General features: G+C 44.7%; 20 protein-coding genes. 7 read left to right on the top strand and 13 right to left on the bottom strand.

Annotation, left to right across the window (positions count from 1 at the left end):
- Positions 1-5: 5 nt before the first annotated feature.
- From MUK70_RS21670 to argB, 3 genes are all read right to left on the bottom strand, one after another.
- On the bottom strand, positions 6-1,334 hold the full coding sequence (locus MUK70_RS21670; RefSeq protein WP_234655108.1) for a c-type cytochrome: 1,329 nt from the start codon (positions 1,332-1,334) through the stop codon (positions 6-8).
- A 78-nt stretch (positions 1,335-1,412) separates the two neighbouring features.
- Complete coding sequence (locus MUK70_RS21675; RefSeq protein WP_234655109.1) at positions 1,413-2,564, bottom strand: ATP-binding protein; 1,152 nt, start codon at positions 2,562-2,564, stop codon at positions 1,413-1,415.
- A gap of 70 nt (positions 2,565-2,634) precedes the next feature.
- On the bottom strand, positions 2,635-3,420 hold the full coding sequence (gene argB, locus MUK70_RS21680) for an acetylglutamate kinase (RefSeq protein ID WP_234602980.1): 786 nt from the start codon (positions 3,418-3,420) through the stop codon (positions 2,635-2,637).
- A 131-nt stretch (positions 3,421-3,551) separates the two neighbouring features.
- Here argB and MUK70_RS21685 point away from each other — a divergent pair, with 131 nt between their 5' ends.
- On the top strand, positions 3,552-5,639 hold the full coding sequence (locus tag MUK70_RS21685) for a protein-disulfide reductase DsbD family protein (RefSeq protein ID WP_234655110.1): 2,088 nt from the start codon (positions 3,552-3,554) through the stop codon (positions 5,637-5,639).
- 172 nt (positions 5,640-5,811) lie between these two features.
- Positions 5,812-8,292: a glutaminase family protein gene (locus MUK70_RS21690; RefSeq protein WP_234655111.1), complete on the top strand. Its 2,481-nt coding sequence runs from the start codon at positions 5,812-5,814 to the stop codon at positions 8,290-8,292.
- A 66-nt stretch (positions 8,293-8,358) separates the two neighbouring features.
- Here MUK70_RS21690 and MUK70_RS21695 read toward each other — a convergent pair whose 3' ends face one another.
- Positions 8,359-9,129: a hypothetical protein gene (locus MUK70_RS21695; protein ID WP_234655112.1), complete on the bottom strand. Its 771-nt coding sequence runs from the start codon at positions 9,127-9,129 to the stop codon at positions 8,359-8,361.
- A gap of 161 nt (positions 9,130-9,290) precedes the next feature.
- Here MUK70_RS21695 and MUK70_RS31205 point away from each other — a divergent pair, with 161 nt between their 5' ends.
- Positions 9,291-9,473 (top strand): hypothetical protein, encoded by a 183-nt coding sequence (locus MUK70_RS31205; protein WP_374759014.1) that lies wholly within the window; start codon positions 9,291-9,293, stop codon positions 9,471-9,473.
- Between the two features lie 202 nt (positions 9,474-9,675).
- Here MUK70_RS31205 and MUK70_RS21705 read toward each other — a convergent pair whose 3' ends face one another.
- From MUK70_RS21705 to MUK70_RS21720, 4 genes are all read right to left on the bottom strand, one after another.
- The gene (locus tag MUK70_RS21705; RefSeq protein WP_234655113.1) at positions 9,676-10,446 is read right to left on the bottom strand and encodes a hypothetical protein; all 771 of its coding nucleotides are present in this window, start codon (positions 10,444-10,446) and stop codon (positions 9,676-9,678) included.
- A 618-nt stretch (positions 10,447-11,064) separates the two neighbouring features.
- Complete coding sequence (locus MUK70_RS21710) at positions 11,065-11,763, bottom strand: hypothetical protein (protein ID WP_234655114.1); 699 nt, start codon at positions 11,761-11,763, stop codon at positions 11,065-11,067.
- Positions 11,764-12,089: 326 nt separating this feature from the next.
- A complete protein-coding gene (locus MUK70_RS21715; protein ID WP_234655115.1) occupies positions 12,090-12,839 on the bottom strand; it encodes a hypothetical protein in 750 nt (249 codons plus the stop codon).
- Positions 12,840-13,098: 259 nt separating this feature from the next.
- A complete protein-coding gene (locus tag MUK70_RS21720) occupies positions 13,099-13,812 on the bottom strand; it encodes a hypothetical protein (protein WP_234655116.1) in 714 nt (237 codons plus the stop codon).
- Between the two features lie 482 nt (positions 13,813-14,294).
- On the opposite strand from MUK70_RS21720, the gene MUK70_RS21725 reads away from it, so the two are divergent.
- Positions 14,295-14,540 (top strand): hypothetical protein, encoded by a 246-nt coding sequence (locus MUK70_RS21725; RefSeq protein ID WP_234655117.1) that lies wholly within the window; start codon positions 14,295-14,297, stop codon positions 14,538-14,540.
- 122 nt (positions 14,541-14,662) lie between these two features.
- Entirely contained in the window at positions 14,663-14,986 is a 324-nt protein-coding gene (locus MUK70_RS21730) for a GIY-YIG nuclease family protein (RefSeq protein WP_234655118.1), read from the top strand.
- Positions 14,987-15,233: 247 nt separating this feature from the next.
- On the opposite strand, the gene MUK70_RS21735 is transcribed toward MUK70_RS21730, so the two are convergent.
- From MUK70_RS21735 to MUK70_RS21755, 5 genes are all read right to left on the bottom strand, one after another.
- On the bottom strand, positions 15,234-18,359 hold the full coding sequence (locus MUK70_RS21735) for an efflux RND transporter permease subunit (RefSeq protein ID WP_234602990.1): 3,126 nt from the start codon (positions 18,357-18,359) through the stop codon (positions 15,234-15,236).
- A 25-nt stretch (positions 18,360-18,384) separates the two neighbouring features.
- The gene (locus MUK70_RS21740) at positions 18,385-19,437 is read right to left on the bottom strand and encodes an efflux RND transporter periplasmic adaptor subunit (protein ID WP_234655119.1); all 1,053 of its coding nucleotides are present in this window, start codon (positions 19,435-19,437) and stop codon (positions 18,385-18,387) included.
- 85 nt (positions 19,438-19,522) lie between these two features.
- On the bottom strand, positions 19,523-20,854 hold the full coding sequence (locus tag MUK70_RS21745; protein WP_234655120.1) for a TolC family protein: 1,332 nt from the start codon (positions 20,852-20,854) through the stop codon (positions 19,523-19,525).
- Between the two features lie 87 nt (positions 20,855-20,941).
- On the bottom strand, positions 20,942-21,367 hold the full coding sequence (locus MUK70_RS21750) for a MarR family winged helix-turn-helix transcriptional regulator (RefSeq protein ID WP_234602995.1): 426 nt from the start codon (positions 21,365-21,367) through the stop codon (positions 20,942-20,944).
- A 150-nt stretch (positions 21,368-21,517) separates the two neighbouring features.
- Complete coding sequence (locus MUK70_RS21755) at positions 21,518-22,987, bottom strand: M48 family metalloprotease (protein WP_234655121.1); 1,470 nt, start codon at positions 22,985-22,987, stop codon at positions 21,518-21,520.
- 212 nt (positions 22,988-23,199) lie between these two features.
- Here MUK70_RS21755 and MUK70_RS21760 point away from each other — a divergent pair, with 212 nt between their 5' ends.
- Together MUK70_RS21760 and MUK70_RS21765 are read left to right on the top strand one after the other, a co-directional pair.
- Positions 23,200-24,018: a lysophospholipid acyltransferase family protein gene (locus MUK70_RS21760; protein WP_234655122.1), complete on the top strand. Its 819-nt coding sequence runs from the start codon at positions 23,200-23,202 to the stop codon at positions 24,016-24,018.
- A 57-nt stretch (positions 24,019-24,075) separates the two neighbouring features.
- Positions 24,076-24,990, top strand: a complete 915-nt coding sequence (locus MUK70_RS21765; RefSeq protein WP_234655123.1) for a TIGR01777 family oxidoreductase — start codon at positions 24,076-24,078, stop codon at positions 24,988-24,990.
- Positions 24,991-25,027: the final 37 nt, after the last annotated feature.

Genomic DNA, 25,027 nt, shown 5'->3' on the forward strand with positions numbered 1-25,027 from the left:
AATGTTCAATTCCATTTAAAGACCAGATTTTCATCTCCGGCCGCGCGTTCTACATACATTAAAATTAAAGTCATCATTTCCTGGTCGCTCCGCATGTTCCCCGTTGACATCACCAGTTCTGGAGGTCTGTGCGGATTGGCCGGATTGGCAGCCGTATTGTCATAAGTGCCTTCTACGTGCACAATGGCCCCTTTTGGCAGTAGCAAAGGCTTTTTGTATTTATAAATCTCCTGCCAGCGAAAATCCCACGCAGGCACATGCACGAGCTTGATCGTGTCGCCTGCGGCCGTGGTCGCGTAAGCTTTGAATTCCTTGCCCAGATAATGCATATGCGGCCAGGCATAAAGCAGCGAAACGTCCGGCTGGTTGTTGGCAATGCGCAAACGGAAGCTTTTAACCTCGTCTGCGAAAATCATGAACGGCGGACTAATGTCCTTCTCCCCGATCCCGCCGGAACCCAGACTGATCACCTTTACCTTGCGTTTGATCGGGCTGGTTTTAAAGAAAATGTTCACGCCATCCATGCTTTCCGCATCAACGGAAGAAGGTCCGAAATGCACGGTTACCAGCACGACGCCGCGCTTTGGCATGACCCAACCCATGTCTTCCGGGTAAGTTTCAACAGTGGTCCCGGGAATCCAGCCGCCGTAATAAGTCATTTCTTTTTTGTACTTGACCCACTCATAATATTTATCGCCGGAAGGTCCGCTCAGATCTACAAAATCGACCGTATTATTCAAGTCAATTGCGGGATCAGCCACCGGGTGGATCGCGAAATTGGCGTGGTGAATAAGTTTTTTGTTATTGGAAGTAAATTCGATGGCCTCAACATTAGCCTCCTGGCCAAGCTCGAAAGGGATTTTGAACATCACAAACCTTTCCGCAGCATCGCCTTTGACAACAAATCCCTCCTTCAAGCGGAGCGAAAGATCCGGCTTGCGCTTATAGGCCGTTCCCGCATTGACCCTCGCCTGCAAATCCTGCTCAGCTTTCAGGTTCTGCTTTCCTTTCGGTGTCCCGCCATCGATCCAGCCGACGATGGTTTTAATGTCTTTATCGCTCAGCGAGCGGTCATTGGCAAAAGAATTGAAATGATTATCCGCTTTCCAGGGCGGCATATAGCGCGAGCTCACGACCTGTTTGATGAACTTGGATCGCTTACTAACATCCTCAAAAGTGATCAATGGAAAGGGAGCCGCTTCGCCCGTCCGGTGGCAAGGCACGCAATTGGCATGAACAATGGGCTGGACATCCTTATAAAACTCCGGAACCTGGCCTGCACACAAATCACACAACAACAAAAGCACAAACAAAAGGCCTTCTCGGAACGGCATGGTTATGAGTGGGTTTAACTCATGCAATTTAGTAATAGAAAATTAATTTTAAAATAATTTAAGAAAGGCTGCTACACTTTATAGTTTGTCTAAATCACTGATCGAATAGATGGTCACACCACTTCTTTTTTGAAATTCTTTGCCTCCATAAATAAGGTTAAGACTTGCTTCCCCTGTAATTTTCTTGAAATGATTTAATCCATTGAAAAAGTCATTTTGAATGGTTTTGCCGGATTTGATCTCAACAACCTTCAAATCAACGCCCTCTGTAATGAGCAAGTCTATTTCGTTTTGGCTATAATCTCTCCAAAAATAGAAGTGCGGCTGTCTTCCTTGGTTCAGAACATTCTTTTGAAGTTCATTGATAATCAGGTTTTCATATAAAGCGCCTTTTGCAAAATGAACATTTAATTGCTCCACATTGCTTATTCCTAAAAGATGCGCGGCTAAGCCTACATCATAAAAGTAAATTTTCGGTGTGCTAACGACTCGTTTGCTGAAATTTTGATGGTAAGGTTGAAGTCGAAATGCGATAAATGAGGTTTCTAAAACCGACAGCCAAGCATTAACCGTCTTATTATCAATTCCCAGTTCAACGCCCAGACTTTGCTGATTGAAAAGTTGCCCGATCCTGCCAGCCAAAAGCTGAATAAAGCGTTGAAATTGGCTCAGGTTAAGAATATTTTTAACTTGTCTTACGTCCCGTTCAATATAAGTTCTAAGGTAATTGTCATAGAATGTGGAAGCGTCAATATCATCCACAAGCTTGCGTGGATAGGAACCGGATAAGATGTATTCTTCCCAAGTTTCGGGCGCATATGCTGTGCCTTTCAACTCATTTAGCGAAAACGGTAAGAGATAGAAAATAGCCACACGTCCAGCCAGTGACTGGGTGATTTGCTCCATCATCAGGAAGTTTTGCGAACCGGTCAATATGTATTCACCCTTTCGATTTCTTTCGTCAGTCAAAACTTGGAGATAAGAAAACAATTCAGGCACATATTGCGCTTCGTCAATGACAACGCCATTTTGGTAATTTTCTAAAAATCCAACAGGATCGTCTTTGGCAAATGCTCTTAGACTCAGATTTTCCAGATTCACATATTGATAATCTGGCCTGACCATCTTTGCCAATGTCGTTTTTCCCGACTGCCTAGGGCCGGTTAAGCTAATAATTGGATACTTTTCCAGCATTCCATTTAGCTTGTCAACAAGTTCTCTATTAACCATTTGTAAATTTAGGAATCAAATTCCTAAATTTACAATAACACTTTAATTATTTACACCTCAAATTTTTTAATTAAAGGGCAATCACCGTCCCAGCAGCAGACATCACAGCTTCCAGCAGATCATCCGAATGGCAGATTGTAACTTGCTTTACGCCATCCTTTAATGCTTCGAATGCACCATCCAGTTTTGGGATCATGCCTTTGTTGATGACACCGGACGATTTGTAATCGGCATACGAAGCTGGATTAAGCGATGCTATGACTGCATTATCATCATCAGGATCAGATAAAACGCCTTTTTTCTCAAAGCAAAAAATAAGGTTTACTTCAAATAATTCGGCCATGGCGACGGCTGTTGCAGAGGCCATGGTGTCGGCGTTGGTGTTGAGTAACAAACCTTCCGAGCTGTAAGTGAGTGGCGCAATGACCGGGATGAGTCCGCTACTTAACAATGCGTTCACTTGCGCTGCATTAACAGCTTCAATATCTCCCACAAAGCCATAATCGATGGTTTTTACGGGTCGTTTTACTGAACGTATGATGCCGCCGTCAGCGCCTGTGAGGCCGATTGCGTTGCAGTTCAGGGCTTGCAGTTGTGCTACAAGATTTTTGTTGACCAATCCACCATAAACCATGGTTACAACGTCCAGCATCGCCTTATCCGTAATTCTGCGGCCTTCTACCATCTGCGTTTCAATCTGCAATTTGGCTGCAATTTGCGTGGCCACTTTTCCGCCGCCGTGAACGAGGATTTTGGGAGCATCGAGTTTGGCAAAGTCGCTTAGAAAACGGGCGCAGGCTTCGGGGTTGTCGATCACATTACCACCGATTTTTACAACATAAAGGGCTTGGGACATTGTATTGGGTTTTTTACGCTGATTTTGAGCCGACAAAGTTAGCAGAAACAAGCCGGGTTAGAAGTGGAATTTTCTTTGATGAATTTTTTTGGCAAAATTACGTTGACTAAGCAAAGCAGAATTTAAACATTATGAAACGCCGCCTTCTCATTTCCCTTGTTCTTTGTCTATTTTTTTCACAATCCGTTTTTGCTCAATTGCAAAAAGCCAAAGCACATTGGACCTACACATTTTCCAAACCGGAAGCGAAGAAGGGGGAGACGGTCGATTTGGTTTTTACAGCCATTGTTGACAAAGACTGGTACATTTATTCCAGCGATTTCGACCCGGATCTGGGGCCTATGCTGACGACCTTCAATTTTGAAAAAAATAACACATTTGAAGTTGTGGGCAAGCTGAAACCGCAGAATCCCAAAGAGAAATTTGAGGAAGTCTGGGGTGGTAAAGTTCGCTACTTCGAAGGAAAAGGCGTTTTTAAACAGACTGTAAAAATACTCGCAGACAATCCGGTCATCAAGGGAAGCTCCGAATATCAAACCTGCAGCCACGTAACCGGGCTTTGCATTCCGGGCAACGACGATTTTGAGTTCAAAGGCCTGAAAGTAGTTGCTGGCGCAGCAACCAGTGATACACAGCCAACCGTAGGCAAAACCGAATCTGCAACAGATTCATCTTCATCGGTTGCAGCCGTGCTGGCTGACACTTCATTAACCATCAATGCAGGTGACGCCGACACATTAGCCCAGGCAGAAGCCGCCGCGACTTTATCTCAAACATTAAGTTCAGAAGATGAATCGGCCGACAAATCGCTCTGGGGCTTTGCATTAGCTGCATTTTTATCCGGCTTAGTCGCATTGCTTACACCCTGCGTTTTCCCGATCATCCCCATGACGGTAAGTTATTTTACCAATCAGGAAAAAGGAAAGCTGAAAGCATTCATATACGGCATTTCCATTGTTTTGATATATACATTAATAGGAACCGTGGTTTCGCGGTTAAATGGCCCGGCATTTGCCAATTTTCTGAGCACGCACTGGATTCCTAACCTGCTTTTCTTTGCTATTTTCTTCGTTTTTGGGCTATCCTTTTTAGGGCTTTTCGAGATCGTCTTGCCCAGTGGTTTTGTAAATAAAATGGATCAAAAAGCTGATCAGGGCGGTTATGCGGGCGTTTTCTTCATGGCGTTTACATTGGTGCTCGTTTCATTTTCGTGCACCGGGCCCATTGTAGGAAGTTTGCTCGTGGCCTCCGCGGGTGGCGAAGTGGTGAAGCCTATTATTGGTATGGCGTCGTTTTCGGCTGCATTTGCGATTCCATTTACATTGTTTGCCCTTTTTCCGCAATGGCTCAAATCTTTGCCCAAGTCCGGCGGCTGGTTAAACACCGTAAAAGTCGTTTTGGGCTTTTTGGAACTGGCGTTAGCATTGAAATTTTTCAGCATCGCCGATCAGGTTTATCACTGGCGTTTGCTCGATCGCGAGATCTATCTTGCATTCTGGATCGTCATTTTCGGTTTGTTAGGGTTTTATCTTTTGGGCAAAATCAGGACTCCGCACGATTCTCCGCTTGAAAAAGTAAGTGTTCCCAGATTACTTTTATCCATTGTCACATTTACCTTCGTTGTTTATATGATCCCGGGCATGTGGGGCGCGCCGTTAAAAGCACTGGCCGGTTATCTTCCCCCACAATCCACATTGGATTTTGATCTGAACAAAAGAACTGCGGGAGTTGTCTCCAACATTACACCCGGTGAAACGCGCAAATATGCCGACCTTTTCCACTTACCGCATGAATTGGAAGGTTTCTTCGATTATAAAGATGCATTAGCCTATGCAAAAAAAGTCAACAAGCCCGTTTTTATCGACTTTACCGGCCACGGCTGCGTCAACTGCCGCGAGATGGAAGCCCGCGTTTGGGTTGACCCGGCTGTGCAGCAACGTCTTCGCAATGATTACGTAATCGTGGCGCTTTATGTGGATGATAAAACGGAGCTGCCGGAAGCATCCTGGTATACTTCCAAATATGACAATAAGATCAAAAAAACCATAGGCGCCCAGAATGCCGACTTGCAGATTGTAAAATACAACAACAACGCACAACCACATTATTGCCTGGTGGATCATGAAGGTAATCTGCTCGTAAAGCCAAAAAATTACGATTTAAACCAAGCCAATTTCGCGGCGTTTTTAGATAGCGGAAAAGCAGCGTTCGGGAAATAGGACCCCTGGTTCCGTTGGTTAAAACCCAACGGAAAATCTGTTCACAGCCATCGGCAAAAAAAACCCGTCAAAAACCCGTCAACATCAGTTGACGGAGAAAACCATCCACGCTAACCAAATCATTTTGCGTCGAAATTTTAAATTTATTCCTTTCCTGAAACCTTGTTGTGTTATGACTAAATTCTGGTCTTTTTTGCTGCAACTCCTTTTTCCATTCTCACTTCTTGCCCAAACCTTCCGCCCGCCTGCCGCCCCTTTAATAACCATTGATCCATACACCAGCGTATGGTCGTTCGGCGATGAACTAAATGGCTCAATAACAAAGCATTGGACTGGTAAACCGCATCCTATGGACGGACTGATCCGGGTGGATGGCAAGACCTACCGCTTCATGGGCGCACCCACGCCGACGATGAAAACCATTTTACCAACAGCCAAGCAAGCTGCGTATACAGCAAGATTTACAACCGTAAAACCGGATCCAAATTGGTGGTATAAAGAGGGTTACAATATAAGCACATGGAAACAGGCCCCTGCTCCATTCGGCACGCATGACCGCAACGATGCCATGCTAAAAGGAGGAACAGAGTTTCAGAATGAAGTTTGGTATCGCCGCGAATTCACATTGACAGCCGCTGATTTTGAAAAAGCAACATTAAATATCTTTCATGATGATGACGTGGCCGTTTATATCAATGGCGTCCCCGCTTACGACTGCGCGCCTTGCTTTACAGGCGATTATGAATTTAAACCCATCAGCGCCTCAGCTCGAAAGGCATTGAAAAAAGGAAAAAACATCCTTGCTGCTTATTGCAAGAATGGCGCTGGCCCGGGTTACATCGACATTGGGTTGGCAGATGAAATTGCTCCGAAAGGTGACGATGTAATTCAGGCTGCCAAGCAAACCGGTTTGGAAATGACTGCCACACAAACCATTTATAATTTCGAAGCAGGACCGATTCAGCTCAAAGCCAAGTTTGTTGCGCCATTGATTTTGAAAGATCTTCACATGGTGTCCCGTCCGGTTAATTATGTTGTTTACGAACTAATTTCGACCGACGGGAAAATGCATCAGGTTGAAATATTGAATTCAGTTTCAGGGCTTTGGGCGGTGAATGACGCGAGTCAGCAAGTGGCCGGCAAGAGTGAAACACAAAATGGCTTGCTCATGCTTTCAATGGGAAATACGGAGCAGAAATTACTGGGTAGGAAAGGCGATGACGTCCGCATTGATTGGGGAAATGCTTATTTGGCGGTCGCTGCGGCAAAAGTGAAAGGCTCTGCCATGGGTACGCCTGAGGAAATCATAAAGTCATTTTCAAAAAGCGGCTCCGTCAATGCGAATCAGACAACGGCTGCCCATGCGGATGCCAAATCCATGGCGGTCGTGCTTGCGGATAAAGTTGGTGCGCAAAGCCTTTCCATGCACGTAATGCTCGGTTATGACGATGGTTATTCGGTTCAATATTTTGGTAAAAATTTGCGTCCCTGGTGGAATAAGGATGGAAAAAATACAGTTCAAAATGAGTTGAAAAACGCCGAAGCAGATTTTGCCAAAATCATTAAAGAATGTGAGGCGACGGATGAAATGATTTATCAGGATGCGCTGAAAGCTGGTGGAAAGCAATATGCGGAGCTTTGTGTGTTAGCTTATCGCCAAGCGATATCGGCGCATAAGTTGGTGGCCGATCCATCGGGCGCGCCTTTGTTTTTATCTAAAGAAAATTTCAGTAATGGCTCCATTGGAACCGTTGATATAACTTATCCATCCGCACCATTATTCCTGCTTTACAACCCAACACTGTTAAAAGGAATGATGGAGCCCATCTTTTATTATTCCGAAAGCGGCAAATGGACCAAACCGTTCGCGGCGCACGACGTAGGCACCTATCCGCTCGCAAACGGCCAGACTTACGGCGAGGACATGCCCGTAGAAGAATCTGGTAATATGCTTACGCTGACTTATGCCGTTTGCAAAGCTGAAAACAACATTGATTTCGCCAAAAAGCATTGGAAAGTGCTCACGACCTGGGCCAATTATCTCAAAAAAGAGGGCTTCGACCCAGCCAATCAACTCTGCACCGACGATTTCGCCGGCCACCTCGCCCGCAATGCGAACCTGTCTATCAAGGCAATTATGGGATTAGCCTCTTACGCAAAAATGGCCGAGCAACTGGGCGACACCAAAGAAGCCTCTGAGGTAAATGCACTGGTAAAAGAGTTTGTGCAAAAGTGGATGCAACTAGCCGACAGCGGCGATCACTACGCCCTAACCTTCGACAACAAAAATTCATGGAGCCAGAAATACAATCTTGTGTGGGATGAACTCTTGAAGCTCAACGTATTCCCCAAAACCGTTGCCGAAAAAGAAATAAAATATTACCTCACCAAACAAAAACCCTTCGGCCTCCCCCTCGACAGCCGCAAAACCTACACAAAATCCGACTGGATCATCTGGACAGCAACATTAGCCACCAACCAGCAAGATTTTGAAGCATTGGTGAAGCCGGTTTACAAATATGCTATGGAAACACCGGACCGCATTCCGCTGTCGGACTGGCATGAGACGGTGAATGGCAAGTCGGTCGGGTTTCGGGCGCGGTCGGTTGTGGGTGGTTATTGGATGAAGGTTTTGGGGGAGAAGTGGAAGTGATTTGATTACGAATAATAATGGCGACCCGGATGTTTCCGTGACCGCCATCGTTGATTTTAATTTCACTTAAGGCAAATCCGCAGGCTCCACCTCTTTTATTGACTTATGATCTACAAATATGTGCGCATAGCCAAAAGTTCTTTCTGAATCTGTAAATGCTGTAAAGTTTAAAACTTGTTCTTTTTCGTTCGCTTCGAATGTTATGGCTTGTTTTTTCCAGATCCCTTTCCAGTTTTTCAAACTCATTGTCAAAGCATTCTTTTTGGTGCCATTTGAATAGATCCAATCTACCACAACCGCTGACACATATGTCGGCGTAAGATTATTTTGTTTCACTGCACAAACAGAACTTGTCGTATAGTAGGTCAATTCATACAATTTACCTGGCGTCAAATTTTTGATAGTAGTTTCAACTGAAGACCGCTTACTTGTTGAAGTTTCATCCTCTGTCCAAGTCTTCTTAGCCTTTGTGCTTATAGTCAGGAAGGAACTTGCATTTGGTACATCTTGAATTGGAGATATGGGACTCTCCCATGGCCATGCCGGATTTCCAAACAAATGGATAAAATTTGAGGAACCAGTCGGATACCCAATTAAATTACTTGAAGTCGAGCTGCCTCTTTGCCATCCATTTGGATAGAGATTTGAACCGAGCGGTCCAAATGTTGAGTGGAAAATAGGAAGAACTTTAATATATCCTCCATCATCCCGCATACTCGCATCCGTCCTTTCACTTTTCGAAGGCTCGGGAGTCTGCGTATCCTCCTTCGAGCAACTGCTCATCATCATTAAACAGGCCAGGGCCAGGCCAATTGGTAATTTTTGTACTAAATTCACTTTTTCCAGTTTTCGTAGTTTAACATTTGTTTTTGTTACTGGCTACAAAACAAGCTTTATAAAGTTCACAATGCATAACCATTGAGTGCAAGGACGGTGACGATTATTCTGCGGTGGAGCGCATTTGTGTTAGAGAAATAGTAGAGATTTACTTACACTATTTGCAAACCGGAGAACTACATGATCAAAAACCGTCGCTGAAAAAGAAATCGAATATTACCTCACCAAACAAAAACCCTTCGGCCTCGCCCTCGACCACCAAATCCGACCGGATCATCTGGACCGCCACACTTGCCGCCAACCAGCAAGATTTCGAAACATTAATCAGGCCCGTTTATAAATAGGCCATGGAAACACAGATCGCATTCCGTTATCAGACTGGCATAACACTGTAAATGGGAAGTCGGTTGGGTTTCGAGCGGGGTCAGTTGTGGTTGGTAATGGGTGAAGGTTTTGGGGGAGAAGTGGAAGTGAATGTATACATAAAAAAAAGTAAAGGCAGCCAGGATATTTCCGGCCACCTTTTGCAATTTATAGCGATAGTTTTCAGTAATCCAGAGGTTCTTCTTGTTGAATCTCTTCAACGGAATTATGGTCAACGAATATGTGAGCATAACTAAATGTATTATCCGAGTCGGTAAACGCGCTGAACTTTAATGTAAGTTCTGTCTCAGCTGCTTTGAATGTTATGGTTTGTTTAAACCAAGTGGCTCCCGCATTCAAAGACATCATATGCGCAGAAAGTTTTTTACCATTTGATAGATACGTTTCAACAAAAAGATCTTTTGCGTATCCTGGAATACATCCTTGTTTTATGATCTTATTGATAGTACTCGCGACATAAAAGTTGATTTGATAGGTTTTTCCAGGTTTCAAATTTTTAACTTTTGTAATTGCTGAGGATCTCTTGTTTTTTGTTGCATTGAAATCCAAAACATTTGTCTTTGCATGGGAGCTAATGGTAACAATCGAATTTGCATTTGGTGCATTAGGAATTGAAGGAAGTGGTTTCTCCCAGGCTGCACCCGGGTTTCCAAATAAGTGTGTTAAGCTCGAAGTTCCCGCAGGCAATTGGATTATGTCATTTGAGGTAGATAAATCTCTCTTCCAGCCATTCGGAAAAACGGTCGAACCAGTTGGGCCATATGTAGGGTCAAGATAGATAAACGAAAAAATCCCATTTTCCTTTCGCATATTCGAGCTTGCACTCACGCTTCCCGTAGGCTCCGGAGTTTGCACATCCTCCTTCGAGCAACTGCTCATCATCATTAAACAGGCGAAGCCCAGGCCGATTGGTAATCGTTTTACTAAATTCATCTTTTACTGTTTTGTAGTTAAACATTCATTTTTACAGGCTACAAAACAAGCTTGTAAATTATAGTTTAATCCCTTTAAATGAATATGCGGGGCATTAGGATTATTCCTCGGTTAAAAAAATTATTGACCATGAGATTTGTGGTTTTTGAATAGCAACTATTACTATCGAGGCGAAACGATTTACTTGAATATGACCGTTATCTCTCAAAGTAAGCTTACATTAAGCAAGCACATCTAGCCTAACCCAGTAAAAACACTCCGGCCTCAACTGGACAGCCGCAAAGCCTAGACCAATCCAACTGGATCGTCTGGACGGCAACATTAGCTACGAACCAGCAGGATTTATAAACACTGATCAAACCCGTTTACAAATACGCTGTGGAAACGCCGGACCGCATTCCGCTTTCGGACTGACATGAGACGGTGAATGGAAAAAGTCTGTTGAGTTTCGGGCAAGGTCGGTTGTGTGTAGTTGTTAGATGAAGGTTAGGGGGAGAAGTGGAATTGAGTTACCAAAAAACAAAGGTGGCTTGATATGTATTGGCCTTTAACCATTGGACAAAAAATCCGCCTCAAATGAAGCGGATTTTTTATTAAAGTGAACCTAATATAAATTGCCTAATTTATTTGTTGAACCGCATTTGAACCAACGTGGAAGTTTGTATATGACAATTGAGTTTGTTCCCAAGGACTGCCACCATACATCCCAAATCTCAGATCTTCATTCGTTGCTACAAATTCAACTGTTTCAGTTATCCATTGACTATGCTTCCCAGTGAAATCGATCGTTTTACTTACTAAGTTAGGAGCGCCTTTCACATGCCAATCTTGTACAGACACCAAAGCAAGACTAGCATATGGTGTTGGACCATACGCTCCAAATAAGCTAGTTGTAGATGTACTAAAGGTAACCTTGTATTTCTTGCCAACTATCAAATTTTTAATATGGTGACTAGTCGCACCACTCATTTTCCCCTCACTTATCACAGTTAAAATAGACCCTGAGCCTGTTGAAGGCACTGGCAATGGATAACGCCACTTTTTTAAACCGTCGCCAGCATACGCTGTTAAGCTAGAAGTAGCATCTCGCGCCGGAATTTTTAAATACCATCCATTAGCCGCACAACCTACACAAGTTGGACCATCCGTAGATGGAAGATGAAATACAGAACTGATAACAGGTCCTCCCTGCCTCAAATTCGAGCTTTCATTTGTGACAGCCGATCCGGGCGTTACTGCATCTTCCTTCGAACAGCTGCTCATAAACATTAAACAGGCTAGGCTAAGCCCAAGTGGTAATTGTTTTACTAAATTCATTTTTTGCTGTTTTAATTATTAAACATTCATTTTGTTACTGGCTACAAAACAAGGTTTTGGATTACGATTTAATCGCTTCAAATGAATGTGTGGACGGTTCGGGTTATTCGCCGGTAAAGAGTGGTTTTGGTTAGTAGATTTGTGAATTTTGGAAAGTAACTAGTACTACTGAGGTAATCCGAATTAGCTTAAATGCGGATAGAAACCGCCAGAATGTAAACTGATTTTGATACGAGAATACTCACCAAAATTTTACTATCGTTGAAAATAACAAGGCCGCCCCGGGTTTCACGAGGCGGCCTTTAATACTAAGTTGATGCGCCAATTCAATACATTTTCTTCTCAGCAATTGCATCCTGACCTATGAAAAGGTGCGCGTAGGCCGTCATTCCTTCATTGATCGACGTAGCGCTGAAATCAAACCGCATTTTCCTCCCTGTCGCTTGGAACAGAACGGTTTTTTTGATCCACGTGTGAGGCGCGGCTTCCAGCATGTTTACATCAAAATACTTGGTCTGCCAGGCCTCACCGGTGTTTGGGCTCTTGATTGCAATATTACAATAGTGTACAAACGACGGGTTTTTACCAGCCGGGTCCTTTTCCGGACGCGCGGAAGCAACATAGAATGTGAGGTTGTAAAAAGCACCCGGTTTCAGGAAACGGATCGTTGTTCCCACTTTCGACAATTTACTGAATTTCGATTTATCATTCGTGGAAGTAGTAACCGTGACAATCGAATTCCAGGGCACATTCGGGAGCCCAGGAAATGGGCCTTTCCACTCCAATGCATTGTTTCCCCACAATCTCTCGAAGCTGGATGTGCCCGATGGATATTTTGAAGCTTCGCCGCTTTCGAGCCAGCGTTTTTCCCAGAAGTTGGGCAGTGTATTAATTCCGGGATAACCCTTTGTTCCGCAGATCCATGCATATGGGCCTGTCTTCATGTTTGCAGTCGTGTCGGCAGTTGCCGCTTCCACTTTTGGTTCAGGCATTTGCGCCTCTTCTTTCGAGCAGCTGCTCATAAACATCAGGCAAGCCAAGCCCAAGCCAACTGGTAATTTTTGTACTAAATTCATTTTTGTTTTTTTGTAGTTGAACATTGTTTTTGTTGCTGGCTACAAAACAAGCCTTTATGAAATATGAAAATCCCGGATCGCATTCCGCTCTTGAATTGGCATGAGACAGTAGATGGGAAGTCTGTTAGCTTTCGTGCCCGGTCGTTGTGGGTGGGTATTGGATGAAGGTTTTGGGGAGAGGTGGAAGTAAAGGTAGCAGAAAAAAGCAAAGGGCGGCTTGGATACTCCGGCCGCCCTTTGTGTTTCTTAACTTAGTATGTTAGAGCTTGAATATAAGTTCTTTGATAGAATTCTGATCTACAAAAACGTGTGCGTAAGCATAGCTGCCAATTTCGCCAGTTGGAAAAAAATTAAAAACTGCTTCATTACTGACAGCATCAAATGTTATCGTCTGGGGCACCCATGTAGCCTCCTTACCTTTGAGACTTACTTGCACAGACTTTGCATTTAATATAACATGCATGCTATTTGCGTATTGTTGCGGCGTCGTATACGCACCTTTGAGTTTTGTGGTAGCCACATAAAACGTGATTGTATACTTTTTGCCGGGAGTCAAATTCTTGATTTTTGTTCCAGCATATGAGATATCGTTTATAGATCCATAGTTAGAAACCGTTACGACAGAATTTGCATTCGGAGCCGTCGGAACCGGCGGCAAAGGCTTCTCCCAGGGATAAGTGCCTTCTCCCCACAAATGCGTCAGGCTGGATGTGCCTGCCGGAATTAGCGGGTCAGCTTCCCCCGGGCCGAAGCTATATGCCTCCCAACCTGCCGGATATACTTCCTTCCCGACGGAACCAATCGTAGGCGAAAATAACGGTGATACATAGGTTACACCTTTGTGGCTCGAATGGATATTTCCCTGTTCCTGTTGCTGAGCGGGTGTCACGGCCGCATCCTCCTTCGAGCAACTGCTCATCATCATTAAACACGCCAGGCTCAGGCCAATTGGTAATTGTTTTACTAGATTCATTTCTGTTGTTTTTGTAGTTAAACATTATTTATGTTACTGGCTACAAAACAAGCCTTTAGGAAGCGGATAAGACTTTCAAAATGAACATGTGGCGGATAGCGGTTATTTGTCGGTAAAAGCAGTTTAAACAAACAGATTGGCAATTATCGGATAGTACTTATTACTCACCTTCGGCTCGATATACCTTGGTATTATGGCGATGATAGTTTGTAAATTGATCTACACGCTAGGCAATTCACCTGAATAATGTATTTATTGAGAGGTCAATTTTATCGGATTAAATACCCTATTCTAATTTGTATTTCTCCCAACAAAGTTTTCATATTCGCATTCCCAATAAAACTCATACAAAAATGAAGAAGTCAGCAAGCATTGCCCTGTTATGGTGTGGATCAAGTGAAAGCTCCTGGGCGCCTTTGTATGGGCGCGGGACACCTAAGACAGGGCATTTTTAATTTTTTTTATCCCAAAAAACATACAAAATGAACACAAAAACACACTCTATCGAATCCCCGGATTCGATGCGCGAGGCTTATGGCGAGCAAGTGCAACAATTATTTGAGGTCAATATACCTGCCGAAATGGTGGAACATCTTTGGGAGATTTACAGCGGTTTTCAAAGTTTTGATCAGGAAACCGGCTTCAACCCCCGCAAACTCAACATTTTCTATACTTTTCGTGACTTGCTGCTTTTTTGCCAAAGGATTGAGTCGATGAAGGCGGCTTAGAATATAATATGTGTTTTTTTTAAAATGGCCTGGGCGTTTGCCTATGGCCATTTTTCTTTTATTAATGTGTGACTTCCAATGAACATCAGCGTCTAAGATGAAAATCTAAGCACGCTGCGAAGATGAGAATTTACTATGTCTACATTTTGAAATGCTCTGATGAGAGTTATTATACAGGCGTTACAAATAACCTGGAACGACGTTTTGCAGAGCATACTTCCGGACGTAAAGAGACGAGTTATACTTATTCCCGGCGGCCGGTTGAGCTGGTGTTTTCTCGCAAGTTCAAATACATTATTGATGCAATTGCTTTTGAAAAGCAGGTCAAAGGTTGGGGCAGGAAAAAGAAAGAGGCGATTATGAATGGTCAATGGAATGAATTGAGATCCCTGGCAGAATGTCGGAATGACACGCATTCGAGGAACATGAACGCTGATGAGAAGTAGACCTTTATTTGCTAAAGCTGAAGAGCTACTCCCCATGTCCCCCTGAGCGGACCGGGCCGCCGGGCGGCCGAAGGGCGCTACTGCTAGATACAACGCCTTTTGGCATAGTGCTTGGCAGGAACGCCCCTTCGGCTCCGCTCAGGGTGACAATGTAAGGAGCGTTGTGCTTTTTGACATGGTGCTTGGCAGTAGCGCCCCCTTCGACCGCCGGGCGGCCCGGTCCGCTCAGGGTGACAAGTCAACAACCTTACCCTTCCAAAACCAACTCCTCCCGCTGCTGCTTCTTGGCTTTCCGCTTTGCGAAGCGATCTTTTAGTTTATCCACAACGTAATAAACACTCGGAACCAGGAAGATCGTCAGCAGCAAGGAACTTGTCAGACCACCGATAATCACCCAGGCCATGCCGTTTTTTACTTCGGCTCCGTCGCCGGAGGCTAGTGCGATCGGCAACATACCGGCGATCATGGCGATGGTGGTCATCAGGATTGGGCGGAGGCGTTCTTTGCCGGCTTCTATCAATGCTTCTTTTAATGCGTGGCCTTCTTCTTTTAGTTGATTGGTAAAATCGACGATCAGGATCGCGTTTTTGGCTACTAATCCTAAAAGCATGATCATACCTACGATGGAGAAGATGGTTAGACTTTCCATGGTTAATGCCAATGCGGTTAATGCGCCGACTAGAGCGACCGGGATCGAGAATAATACTACGAATGGGTAAATGGTGCTTTCGTAAAGGGCCACCATGATCAGGTAAATGAGCACAATGCCGAGTACAAGCGCCAAGCCCAAGCTTCCGAATGCGTCGGCTTGGTTTTTCAGGTCACCGCGGTATTCGATGAAAACGCCTTCCGGAAGTTTAACACTGGCCATTTTGGCTTGAATGTCGGCTCCGATAGAACCGGATGGACGTCCGATTACCTGTGAATTAATGCTGATGGAACCCAGACGGTCAATCCGTTGCAGCACGCTTTCGCCCATTCCTTCCTTGATGGTTGCGAATTGGGATAATTCAAATGCTTGTCCTGCACTGTTTACAAAACTCAGGTGACGGATATCGTCGGCGCTGGAACGGTTGAACTGGTCTAATGTGACCATAATGTCGTATTCCTTGCCATTTTCCTTGAATTTCGAACGGTCGTCGCCGCGGAATGCGGTTTGCAATGCAGCACCTACTTCGGCCGCGTTGATGCCCAGTTGCGACATTTTCTCACGATCCAATGACACGCCTACTTCCGGTTTCGGGTCGTCGACAGAATAATCTACGTTTGCGGTCCCCGGTATCGATGCTACAACTTCTTTTACCTGCGCCGCAACTTTACGGATTGTCGGCATATCGGTCCCTTTTACCGCCACCTGGATCGGCGCCTGGTTGGCGTTACCCGTTATGGAAGTTGGGGCGACCGTTACTTTCACACCCGGAATTTGCAGGATTTCTTTTTGAATTTGTGTACCAAAATCTTCTGCTGACATTGGGCGCTCCGCTTTGTCAACCAGTTGAACAGTCAAATCGGCAATGTTACCGCTTGATGTCGTCCCCAAACCTGTGCTGCTATAACCCACATTGGTAAATACTTTGGTCACTTCTTTCCGTGTCAAAAGCATTTTCTCGACGCGCTGCGCAACCTGGTTTGTCTGGTAAACGGACGCAGTCGGTGCCAGTTCAAGGGACACATTCAGCTCGCCACGGTCACTTTGCTGCATAAATGCTGCTCCGATAAAACCTGCCGGAACCAGAGCGATTGAACCGATAATCAATGCAAGAGAGCCAAGGAAAACGTATCTTTTGTGACCTAAAACCCAGGTTAGCAAGCGGCCATATTCTTCCTTGATTCTGTCTAGGAAATTTTCAAAACCTATATTCAGCCTGCCCCAAAGGGTGTTTTTATCCAAAATTTCTATTTTACCAAAACGCGAAGCGAGAAGCGGTGTCAATGTAAAGGATACGAACAAGCTCATTAATGTCGAGAACACAACCACTAGGGAGAATTCTCTCAGGATGTTACCGATCAAGCCGGACGTCAACGCGAGCGGCACGAAAACCACGACGTCGACCAATGTTATCGCGAGGGCTGTGAAACCGATTTCTGCACGTCCGTCCAATGCGGCCTGCCATCTGCTTTTGCCCATTTCCATGTGGCGGTTGATGTTTTCCAAAACCACAATGGAATCATCGACCAGGATACCAACGACCAGCGAAAGGGCCATTAATGTCATTAAGTTGAGCGAAAAACCTAAAAGGCTCATTAAAATGAAGGTCGGGATCATTGAAGAAGGCAATGCTACGAGGATAAACATCGAGCTTCGGAAGCTGTGCAGGAACATTAACATCACGATCGATACGATCAAAATCGCAAGCCCAAGATCAAAAACCACGGCATCGGCTGAGGCCAATGTGTAAATGGATTGGTCGGATGCAATGTTGAACTTTAAGCCTGATGAAGCATATTGTTTTTCCAAAGTCGTTAAACGCTCGCGTGTCAACTTGCTCACATCCACGGCATTGGCATCGGATTGCTTCTGAATTTGCAATGCGACCGAGGGCGCGCCATTAATATGGTTTACCGCGGTTGCATCGGCTGTGCCATCATATACTTCGGCAATGTCCTTCAAAAAGATCTGCCCACCGGTGCTGTTACGGCCTACGATTACGTTTCGGAGATTTTCAACGGTTGTCAGTTTCGCATCAAAACGGATCGAAAGCTGATCTTCCTGCGTTTTAACCTGACCGGCTGGATAGGAAGTGTTTGCATTACTAATCGCAGCGGAAACCTGTGCGATGGACAAGCGATATGCTTTTAATTTATCCTGACTGATATTAACCTGAATCTGACGCTCCGTTCCACCAATAATGGTCACCTGGCCTACGCCGGTTACATTTGAAAGTTGCGGTTTCAGTTTGTCATCGATCAGGTCGTAAAGTGCTGAGGGGGCCATATTTGCTGTTACACCCATTCTCAAAACCGGGATTTCATCGGTTGAGAATTTGTTGATCACAGGGCGGTCGGCATCGTCGGGGAGCAATGAAATTACTTGCTCTACTTTGCGCTGTGCTTCCTGTTGTGCCAAATCGACACTGATGCCTTGTTTCAACTGGATAATCACTGAGGAAACCCCTTCCTGAGAAGTTGAATTGATCTGATCCAAACCTTCGATGGCCGAAACGGCGTCTTCAATGTGTTTGGTAACATTGGTTTCGACTTCGTCCGCAGCGGCACCGCGGTAAGTCGTCATCACACTCACAACATTAGCCTCAAATTTGGGCAACAAGTTGTAAGACAATTGTTTATAACTGATCACACCAAATAGTATCAACACCGTGAATACTACTATGATGAAGAGCGGTCTTTTTACTGCTACTTCGGTGATTGACATATTCTTATTCGTTTACTGATGAAAACTATTTGGTAACATTAACCGCCGCACCTTCGCTCAGGTTGATCTGTCCGGTTGTGATCACCGTTTCGCCCGATTTCAGACCCGACAAAACTTCTATGTTATCGCCCAATTCGCGGCCCACCTGGATTTTGCGTTGTTTGGCAACACCATTCTCAACCGTGTACACATAAGGATTGCGAACGCTTTCCACCAATGCACTTCTCGGGATCAGCAATGCCTGCTGGCTGCTTTTTTGGCTAAATTCAACACTTACAAATGTTCCTGCCCGTAACTGACTGGAATTTTTGATCACAATCTCCACCGGATAATTGTGCGATTCGTCGCCCTGTGGGGCAATGTAAGAGATCACTCCGTCGATTTTTTTATCCGGGAAAATGCTGGATCCAACCTTTACGTGCTGACCTTCTTTCAATTTGTAAACATCATTTTCAGAGATCATCACTTGCACTTTCAGGCGCGAAACGTCCAGGATCGTTCCCAGCGAAGTCCCTACATTCACAAACTCCCCCGGCTCAATGTTCTTTTTGATCACGCGACCGCTGATCGGTGCCTCAATGGATGCATCATTGATCTGTTGTTTGATCTGCTCGGCCTGGTTCAATGCGTTTTCATAATTGTATTTTGTATCGTTCACCTGCACTTCTGTCGCTGCATTTCCTGCCAAAAGCTTGTTGTAACGATCCGTATCTTTTTTCAATTTGTTGATATTGAGCTCAGTGGCTTGTAACGAAAGCTCTTTCAATTTGCTATCCACCTTCACCAGTGTTGCGCCTTGCGATACGTAGGTTCCGAGGTCATATTTAACAGTCATAACCTTTCCGGCGGACGTCGCCATGATTTCAGCCTGTTTGAACGGGATCAAACTTCCCGTACGAACCAGCTGCTGATCCGTGCTGCCTTCTTTTACAGAAACAGCGGTCACCGGAATGGTCACATTTTTGTTATCCGGCATTACTTTCTTAGCGTCCATTTTGGACTTGTTGGCCACCAAACGAAATCCGATCAGTATCCCGATGATTGCGATGGAGCCGATGATGATGAGTTTTCTTTTCATCTTTAATGTTGAATGACTGAATGAGTGAATGAGTGAATGTTTTTTGATTGACTATTAATGATCAACAATGACTATTGCTAACCTTCTAAGGTAGTGCTGTATAGAAGTCGTTTAAGCTGCCTTGGGACTGTTCTATTCCTAGTTTGGCCTGGTAATAGCTTAGCATGGAATTGATGTAGTTGCTTTGCGCTTCTTTATAAGATGTTTCTGCGTTCAGCAGGTCCGATAATGTTACGGTTCCTTCTCTGTATTGCAGGGTCGTCACATCGTAAACCTCTTTCGCCAAAGTCACATTGCTTTCGTCGTTGCCGAGGTTCAGTTTTGCTTTTTGAAGCTGCGTGGTGGCGTTGTGATTTTGAAGTTCGTAGTTCTGGACATTCAATTTCAGCTGCTCATTTTGTGTCAAAAGATTCAGGTCGGCTTGCTTGTATTGCGCATCTCTTCTGAAACTATCAAAAATTGGGATAGAAAGTTTTACACCAATTGCCCCGAAGCTGAACCAGTTGCCCCAGGATTCGCCCAGGTTTTGACCCAACGATTGCATACCATATCGGCCGTAAACGGACAACTTAGGCAGATAACCTGCTTTAATCCGCTCTTTTTCCAAGGACTGCAACTGCATATTGACGTTCTGAATTTTGAAGTCTGTAAGGTTAGCAACGTCTAATTTCTCCGGCTCTACCAATTTGAAAGGCTGACTTAACGGGTTGTCGGTCAATTCCAATTGCTCGGCCAACGGCATGCCCATTTGGAACTTCAACTGATTTTGAGCCAGTATCAAATTGCTTTCCGCGAGAGTAAGTTGCGATTTAATGTTGTTCAAACTGACTTGCGTACGGTCAAAATCCACTTTTTTGATAACCCCATTATCCAGTTGCAGCTTTAAAGTGCCGAGGATCTGCTGTGTTTTTTCAAGGTTATCTCTTAAAAGGTCGATTTGCGCCTGGGTGACAAAAACCTGATAATAGGCGTCCGTAACATTAAAAATGATCGTCTCTTTTGTTTTCTGCGCATTCAGTGCGGCGTTTTCAAGGTTAGGCTTATTGGCCTTAATGCCGACCAGCAATGCCTGGTCAAAAATCACCTGATCCGCCTGTGCAGAAACGTTGGTCGAATATTTTGTTCCCAGGGCAACGCGGCGATCTTCTCCGCCAAAAAGCGCTCCCGGTAACACGGTCGACTGGAGCTTAATGTTATCATCAAGCGCGCCGCTACCCGCAACTTGCGGCAGGTAACCCGCTAAGGCCTCTCGACCCTGCTGCATGGCAATGCTCTCTTTATATTGCGCAATCTTAACGTTGCCATTGTTCTTGATCCCGTAAGCAATGCAATCTTTCAGACTCAGGCGCGTTTGCGCCCACGAAGGCCCGGCCGTCGCAACGAATGCCAGCATTGCTATGATCCATTTACTTTTCATCTTTTCTGTTTATTAGTTATTTGTGGCTAATGCTACATTTAGTTGATAGGTCTACTGGTGATATATCAACTATTTATTTAAAAAATTTTACTTTTCTGCTATGGCCGCAACTCTGTCCAGATAACCCATGAACGTCTTACGTTCCTCCTCGGTGAAATGCTCCATTACGCGATTATCGAATGCAATTACCAACGCTTGAATGCGCTCACAGACAAATTTCCCACTCGGCGTCAATGTTACCAGATTCTTTCTTTTATCCTCAATATCACTCTCAATCTTCAAGAATCCATCTTTATGCAATGTCTGCACAGAACGCTGAATTCCGGCTTTATCCTTTTGCAGCACATTGGCAATGTCCTGCTGTGTCATGGCATGTTCTTGAAAATACACAACCATCAGAATTGGCAGTTGCTCCGCCAGCACCGGAATGCCCTCCTGCACCAGCTGCGCATTCATTTTTTTGAAAACAATCTTCGTCACAACTCCCAGCTTAAATTGAAGGGAGTTCTTCATCTCTTCTTTAATGTTTAGGAAAAATTTTGGATGTGTTGTAGTCATGGTGCAAATGTACATTACGTTGACGTATCAACCAAATGTCCTTTAAAAAAGTTTTTGTTTCCAAAAACTTTTTTAAAGGACATCAGTCAGGAGTTTAAAGCAATGTTATCTGCCTAGTGTTTTGATCAGCATTCCTTTTGTCACTTTGTCGGAAAGCGACATGCCGTTCATGATCGCCAGCTCGTCCATTTGCTTATCCTGCTGGTTGTTGTCTTTCAATGCGTCTTTGAGCGAGCCGTCGCGTTGCACGGTTTTGATCCGGATGCGGTCGGGCTGGCGGTTAATGATGTTTCCGTCTGTTACCGATTTGAAACCCTGTGCGATTGACTTAAACTGGTTCACGCTCCCTCCAAAATTGGCAGCCGCAGCAACCCCGTGGATCGCATAAATATTGCCGCCATATTGGATCAGCCATGAAGCAACTTGTATTGAATTCTGCGTCGGAGCGGCTTGCTGGCCGGTTTCCGATTGCGCTGCTTGTGTTGAAATCATGACGATGGCCTGATTGCCATTAATCGTTGTTTTCTCATTTTCAGAGACTTGCAAGCCATAATTTTTTACCGTAGCCTGGGCCGCCTCTTCTAATGTTTTGCCCGGTGCGATTGTAAAAATCACCATCGACTTTCCATCTTTCGCTCCCATTTGGAATTGCGCCGGCGAGTTTTCATACTGCCATCCGCTTGGAACCGGGAACTGTAATTTCAGGTCAGGATGGTAAAAAGTGTTATTTTCAACGAAGCCTTGTTTTGGATCGGTGCCATATATAATGCCTTCGATTTTACGCAAATATGTATCGCGGTTGACATTGTATTTGCCTGGATTAGCCTTTTGATATTCCGTCGCCAGCTTTTGCACTTTTGCCTGTCTGCCGCCCGGATCAGGGTGAGTTGATTGAAAAGTAGGGATCGCCTGGCCGCTTTTTTCACTGATTTTTTTCAATGTACCAAAGAAATCGGCCATCTCGTGCGCATCGTATCCGATCTTGCTTGAGTACTCCACACCAATTTTATCCGATTCAGTTTCGTGATCACGGCTATAACTCAGCAATAATAATCCAAGCGCCTGCTGCGTCTGATCTGCCATTCCGCGGACGGTTTCTGAAAGGACCATTCCGGCCATCAAACCTACTTGGCCAAAGATTTGTGAAGTCTGTTGGCGCGCTGAGTGCCTTGCCGTAATGTGGCCAATCTCGTGACCCAAAACGCCAGCGAATTCTGCCTCATTATTAAAGTGCGCCATAATCCCCCTAGTAAAGTATACGTAACCGCCAGGCACAGCGAATGCGTTAACCACGGGCGAGTCCACAATAAAGAATTGATAGGGTAATTCAGGTCTGTGAGAAACGTTTGCCATGGCTTTTCCTTTCTCATTAATAAAGGCATTCAGGTTTTTATCGTCATAAATACCCATTGTAGCCACAATTGAAGGGTGGGATTCTGCGCCAAGCGCTATTTCCTTTTCTTTGGACATAAAGATAATTTCCTTCTTACCGGTAACCGGATTTTTGGAGCAACTGGATAGAAACCCTGCACTGACAAGGCAGAGGAGCATGTGAAATTGAAATTTCATTTTCATAAAATTATTAAGAGAAAGACTATTACCAGAGAGTTGGTCAAATTTAAAACTTTTACGAAAGAATCATGCCAAGACGTATAATCAAACCCGGACTGAAAACTAAATATATTTTACATTAACTATGCGAATTATCTAAATTACGAGAAATTGGTATGAAAGTTGTCCACCCGTTTTGATTCGCATTCCAAGACAACTGAAATTACATTTACACTATGGATTTAAAGAAAAGTACTTTTAGTTTACTTCCTTCCTGGTTAGTGCGATTCGACTTTTTTGGACTTTTTGAGCAAGACCCTTTCGGTAACTACTTGATTTTTAAGCGCATTATTATTTTTATCATTGGCTGGTTTACTTATTACAGATATACGGCAGTTAACAAAATTGAAATTATAGGAAGCGACCAGCTTATTGAGCTTCCAGACAATGGTGTACTCTTTCTATCCAATCATCAAACCTACTTCGCGGACGTAATTGCTTTTTACCATATTTTTTGTGCATCTAAATGGGGTTATAAGGGTACTATTTCTCCCCCATTTTATCTGTTTTCTCCACGCGCAAGATGCTATTATGTTGCCGCTTCTGAAACTATGAAAGAAGGGATTTTGCCCAAATTGTTCAGCATCGGCGGCGCGATTACCATTGATCGTTCCTGGCGCGCGAATGGTGAAAATGTGAAGCGGCAACTGGATAATGCTGCGCAAGATAAAATCGGAATGGGTCTTAAACATGGCTGGGTCGTGAGTTTTCCGCAGGGCACAACAAAACCATACGCGCCAGTACGCAAGGGAACGGCACATTTGATCAAAGACCATCAACCCATCGTAATTCCGGTCGTTATCAATGGTTTTAGAAGGGCATTTGATAAAAAAGGTTTGCGGTTTAAGAAAAGGAACACGAAGCTTACCGTGCATTTCAAACCGCCTATGCATTTTCTACCGGACGAATCCCTGGAAAGCATGATTGAACGCGTCACCAAGGCGATTGAACAGGATGCGCCGAAAGACGGCCCGGCAGCTATTCCGGTCGTGTGACATCCGTAATTGTGTTCTGCACGTAAGTAAAGTCTCGACATCCCACACAAAATGCGAATGAAAGGTAAAAAAGTATTAATAACTGGGGGAACAGGATTAATTGGCAAAAGGCTTACCCAATTGCTGCTTGAAAAAGACTACCAAGTGGCATATTTGAGCCGTAAAAAGACAAGCATCCCGTCGGTTCAGGTTTTTGAATGGAATGTTGATAAAGGATATATAGAAGACGGCGCGCTGGAAAACACGGATTACCTGATCCATCTTGCAGGCGCGGGCGTCGCGGATGAACGCTGGACGGAAGAGCGCAAAAAACTGATTATTTCTAGTCGCACAGAAACGGCGAAGCTGATCCACAAAAAGCTAACAGAAAAACACATTCGGCCCGCTGCATTTGTATCTTCTTCGGGAAGCAGTTATTACGGAGAAGACACGGGCGATATTCGCAACACCGAAAGTTCGCCGCCGAACAGTGATTTTTTATCGCAAGTGACAGTTGTTTGGGAAAAAGCGGCAAACGACATGGCAGCACTGGGCATAAGGACTGTAAAACTGCGAACGGGAATCGTTTTGAGTAACGAAGGCGGCGCGATCCCGAGAATGGCCGCTCCGGCAAAATTAGGCTTCGGCGCTCCGCTAGGTTCTGGTAAGCAATGGGTTTCCTGGATTCACATCGATGACCTTTGCCGAATGTATATCGAAGCAATGGAGAATGAATCGTGGGAAGGCGCTTACAATGCTGTTGCGGCTCAGCCGGTGACGAACGAGGAACTTACCAAGCAAATCTGCATTACATTGGGAAAGCCGCAATGGTTGCCTAATGTCCCTGCTTTCGGTTTAAAGCTGGCTTTCGGAGAAATGGCTAGCGTCGTGCTCGGAAGCAGCTATCTCATCAACGAACGAATCGCAAAGGAAACCAACTTTCAATATTATTACGAAGAGCTCGATAAGGCACTAGTGGAAATACTTTTATGATTTCGGCAGTCGGCTTTCAGCTGTCGGCTGTCGGCTG

The sequence above is a fragment of the Dyadobacter chenwenxiniae genome, assembly GCF_022869785.1.
Classification (GTDB): Bacteria; Bacteroidota; Bacteroidia; order Cytophagales; family Spirosomataceae; genus Dyadobacter; species Dyadobacter chenwenxiniae.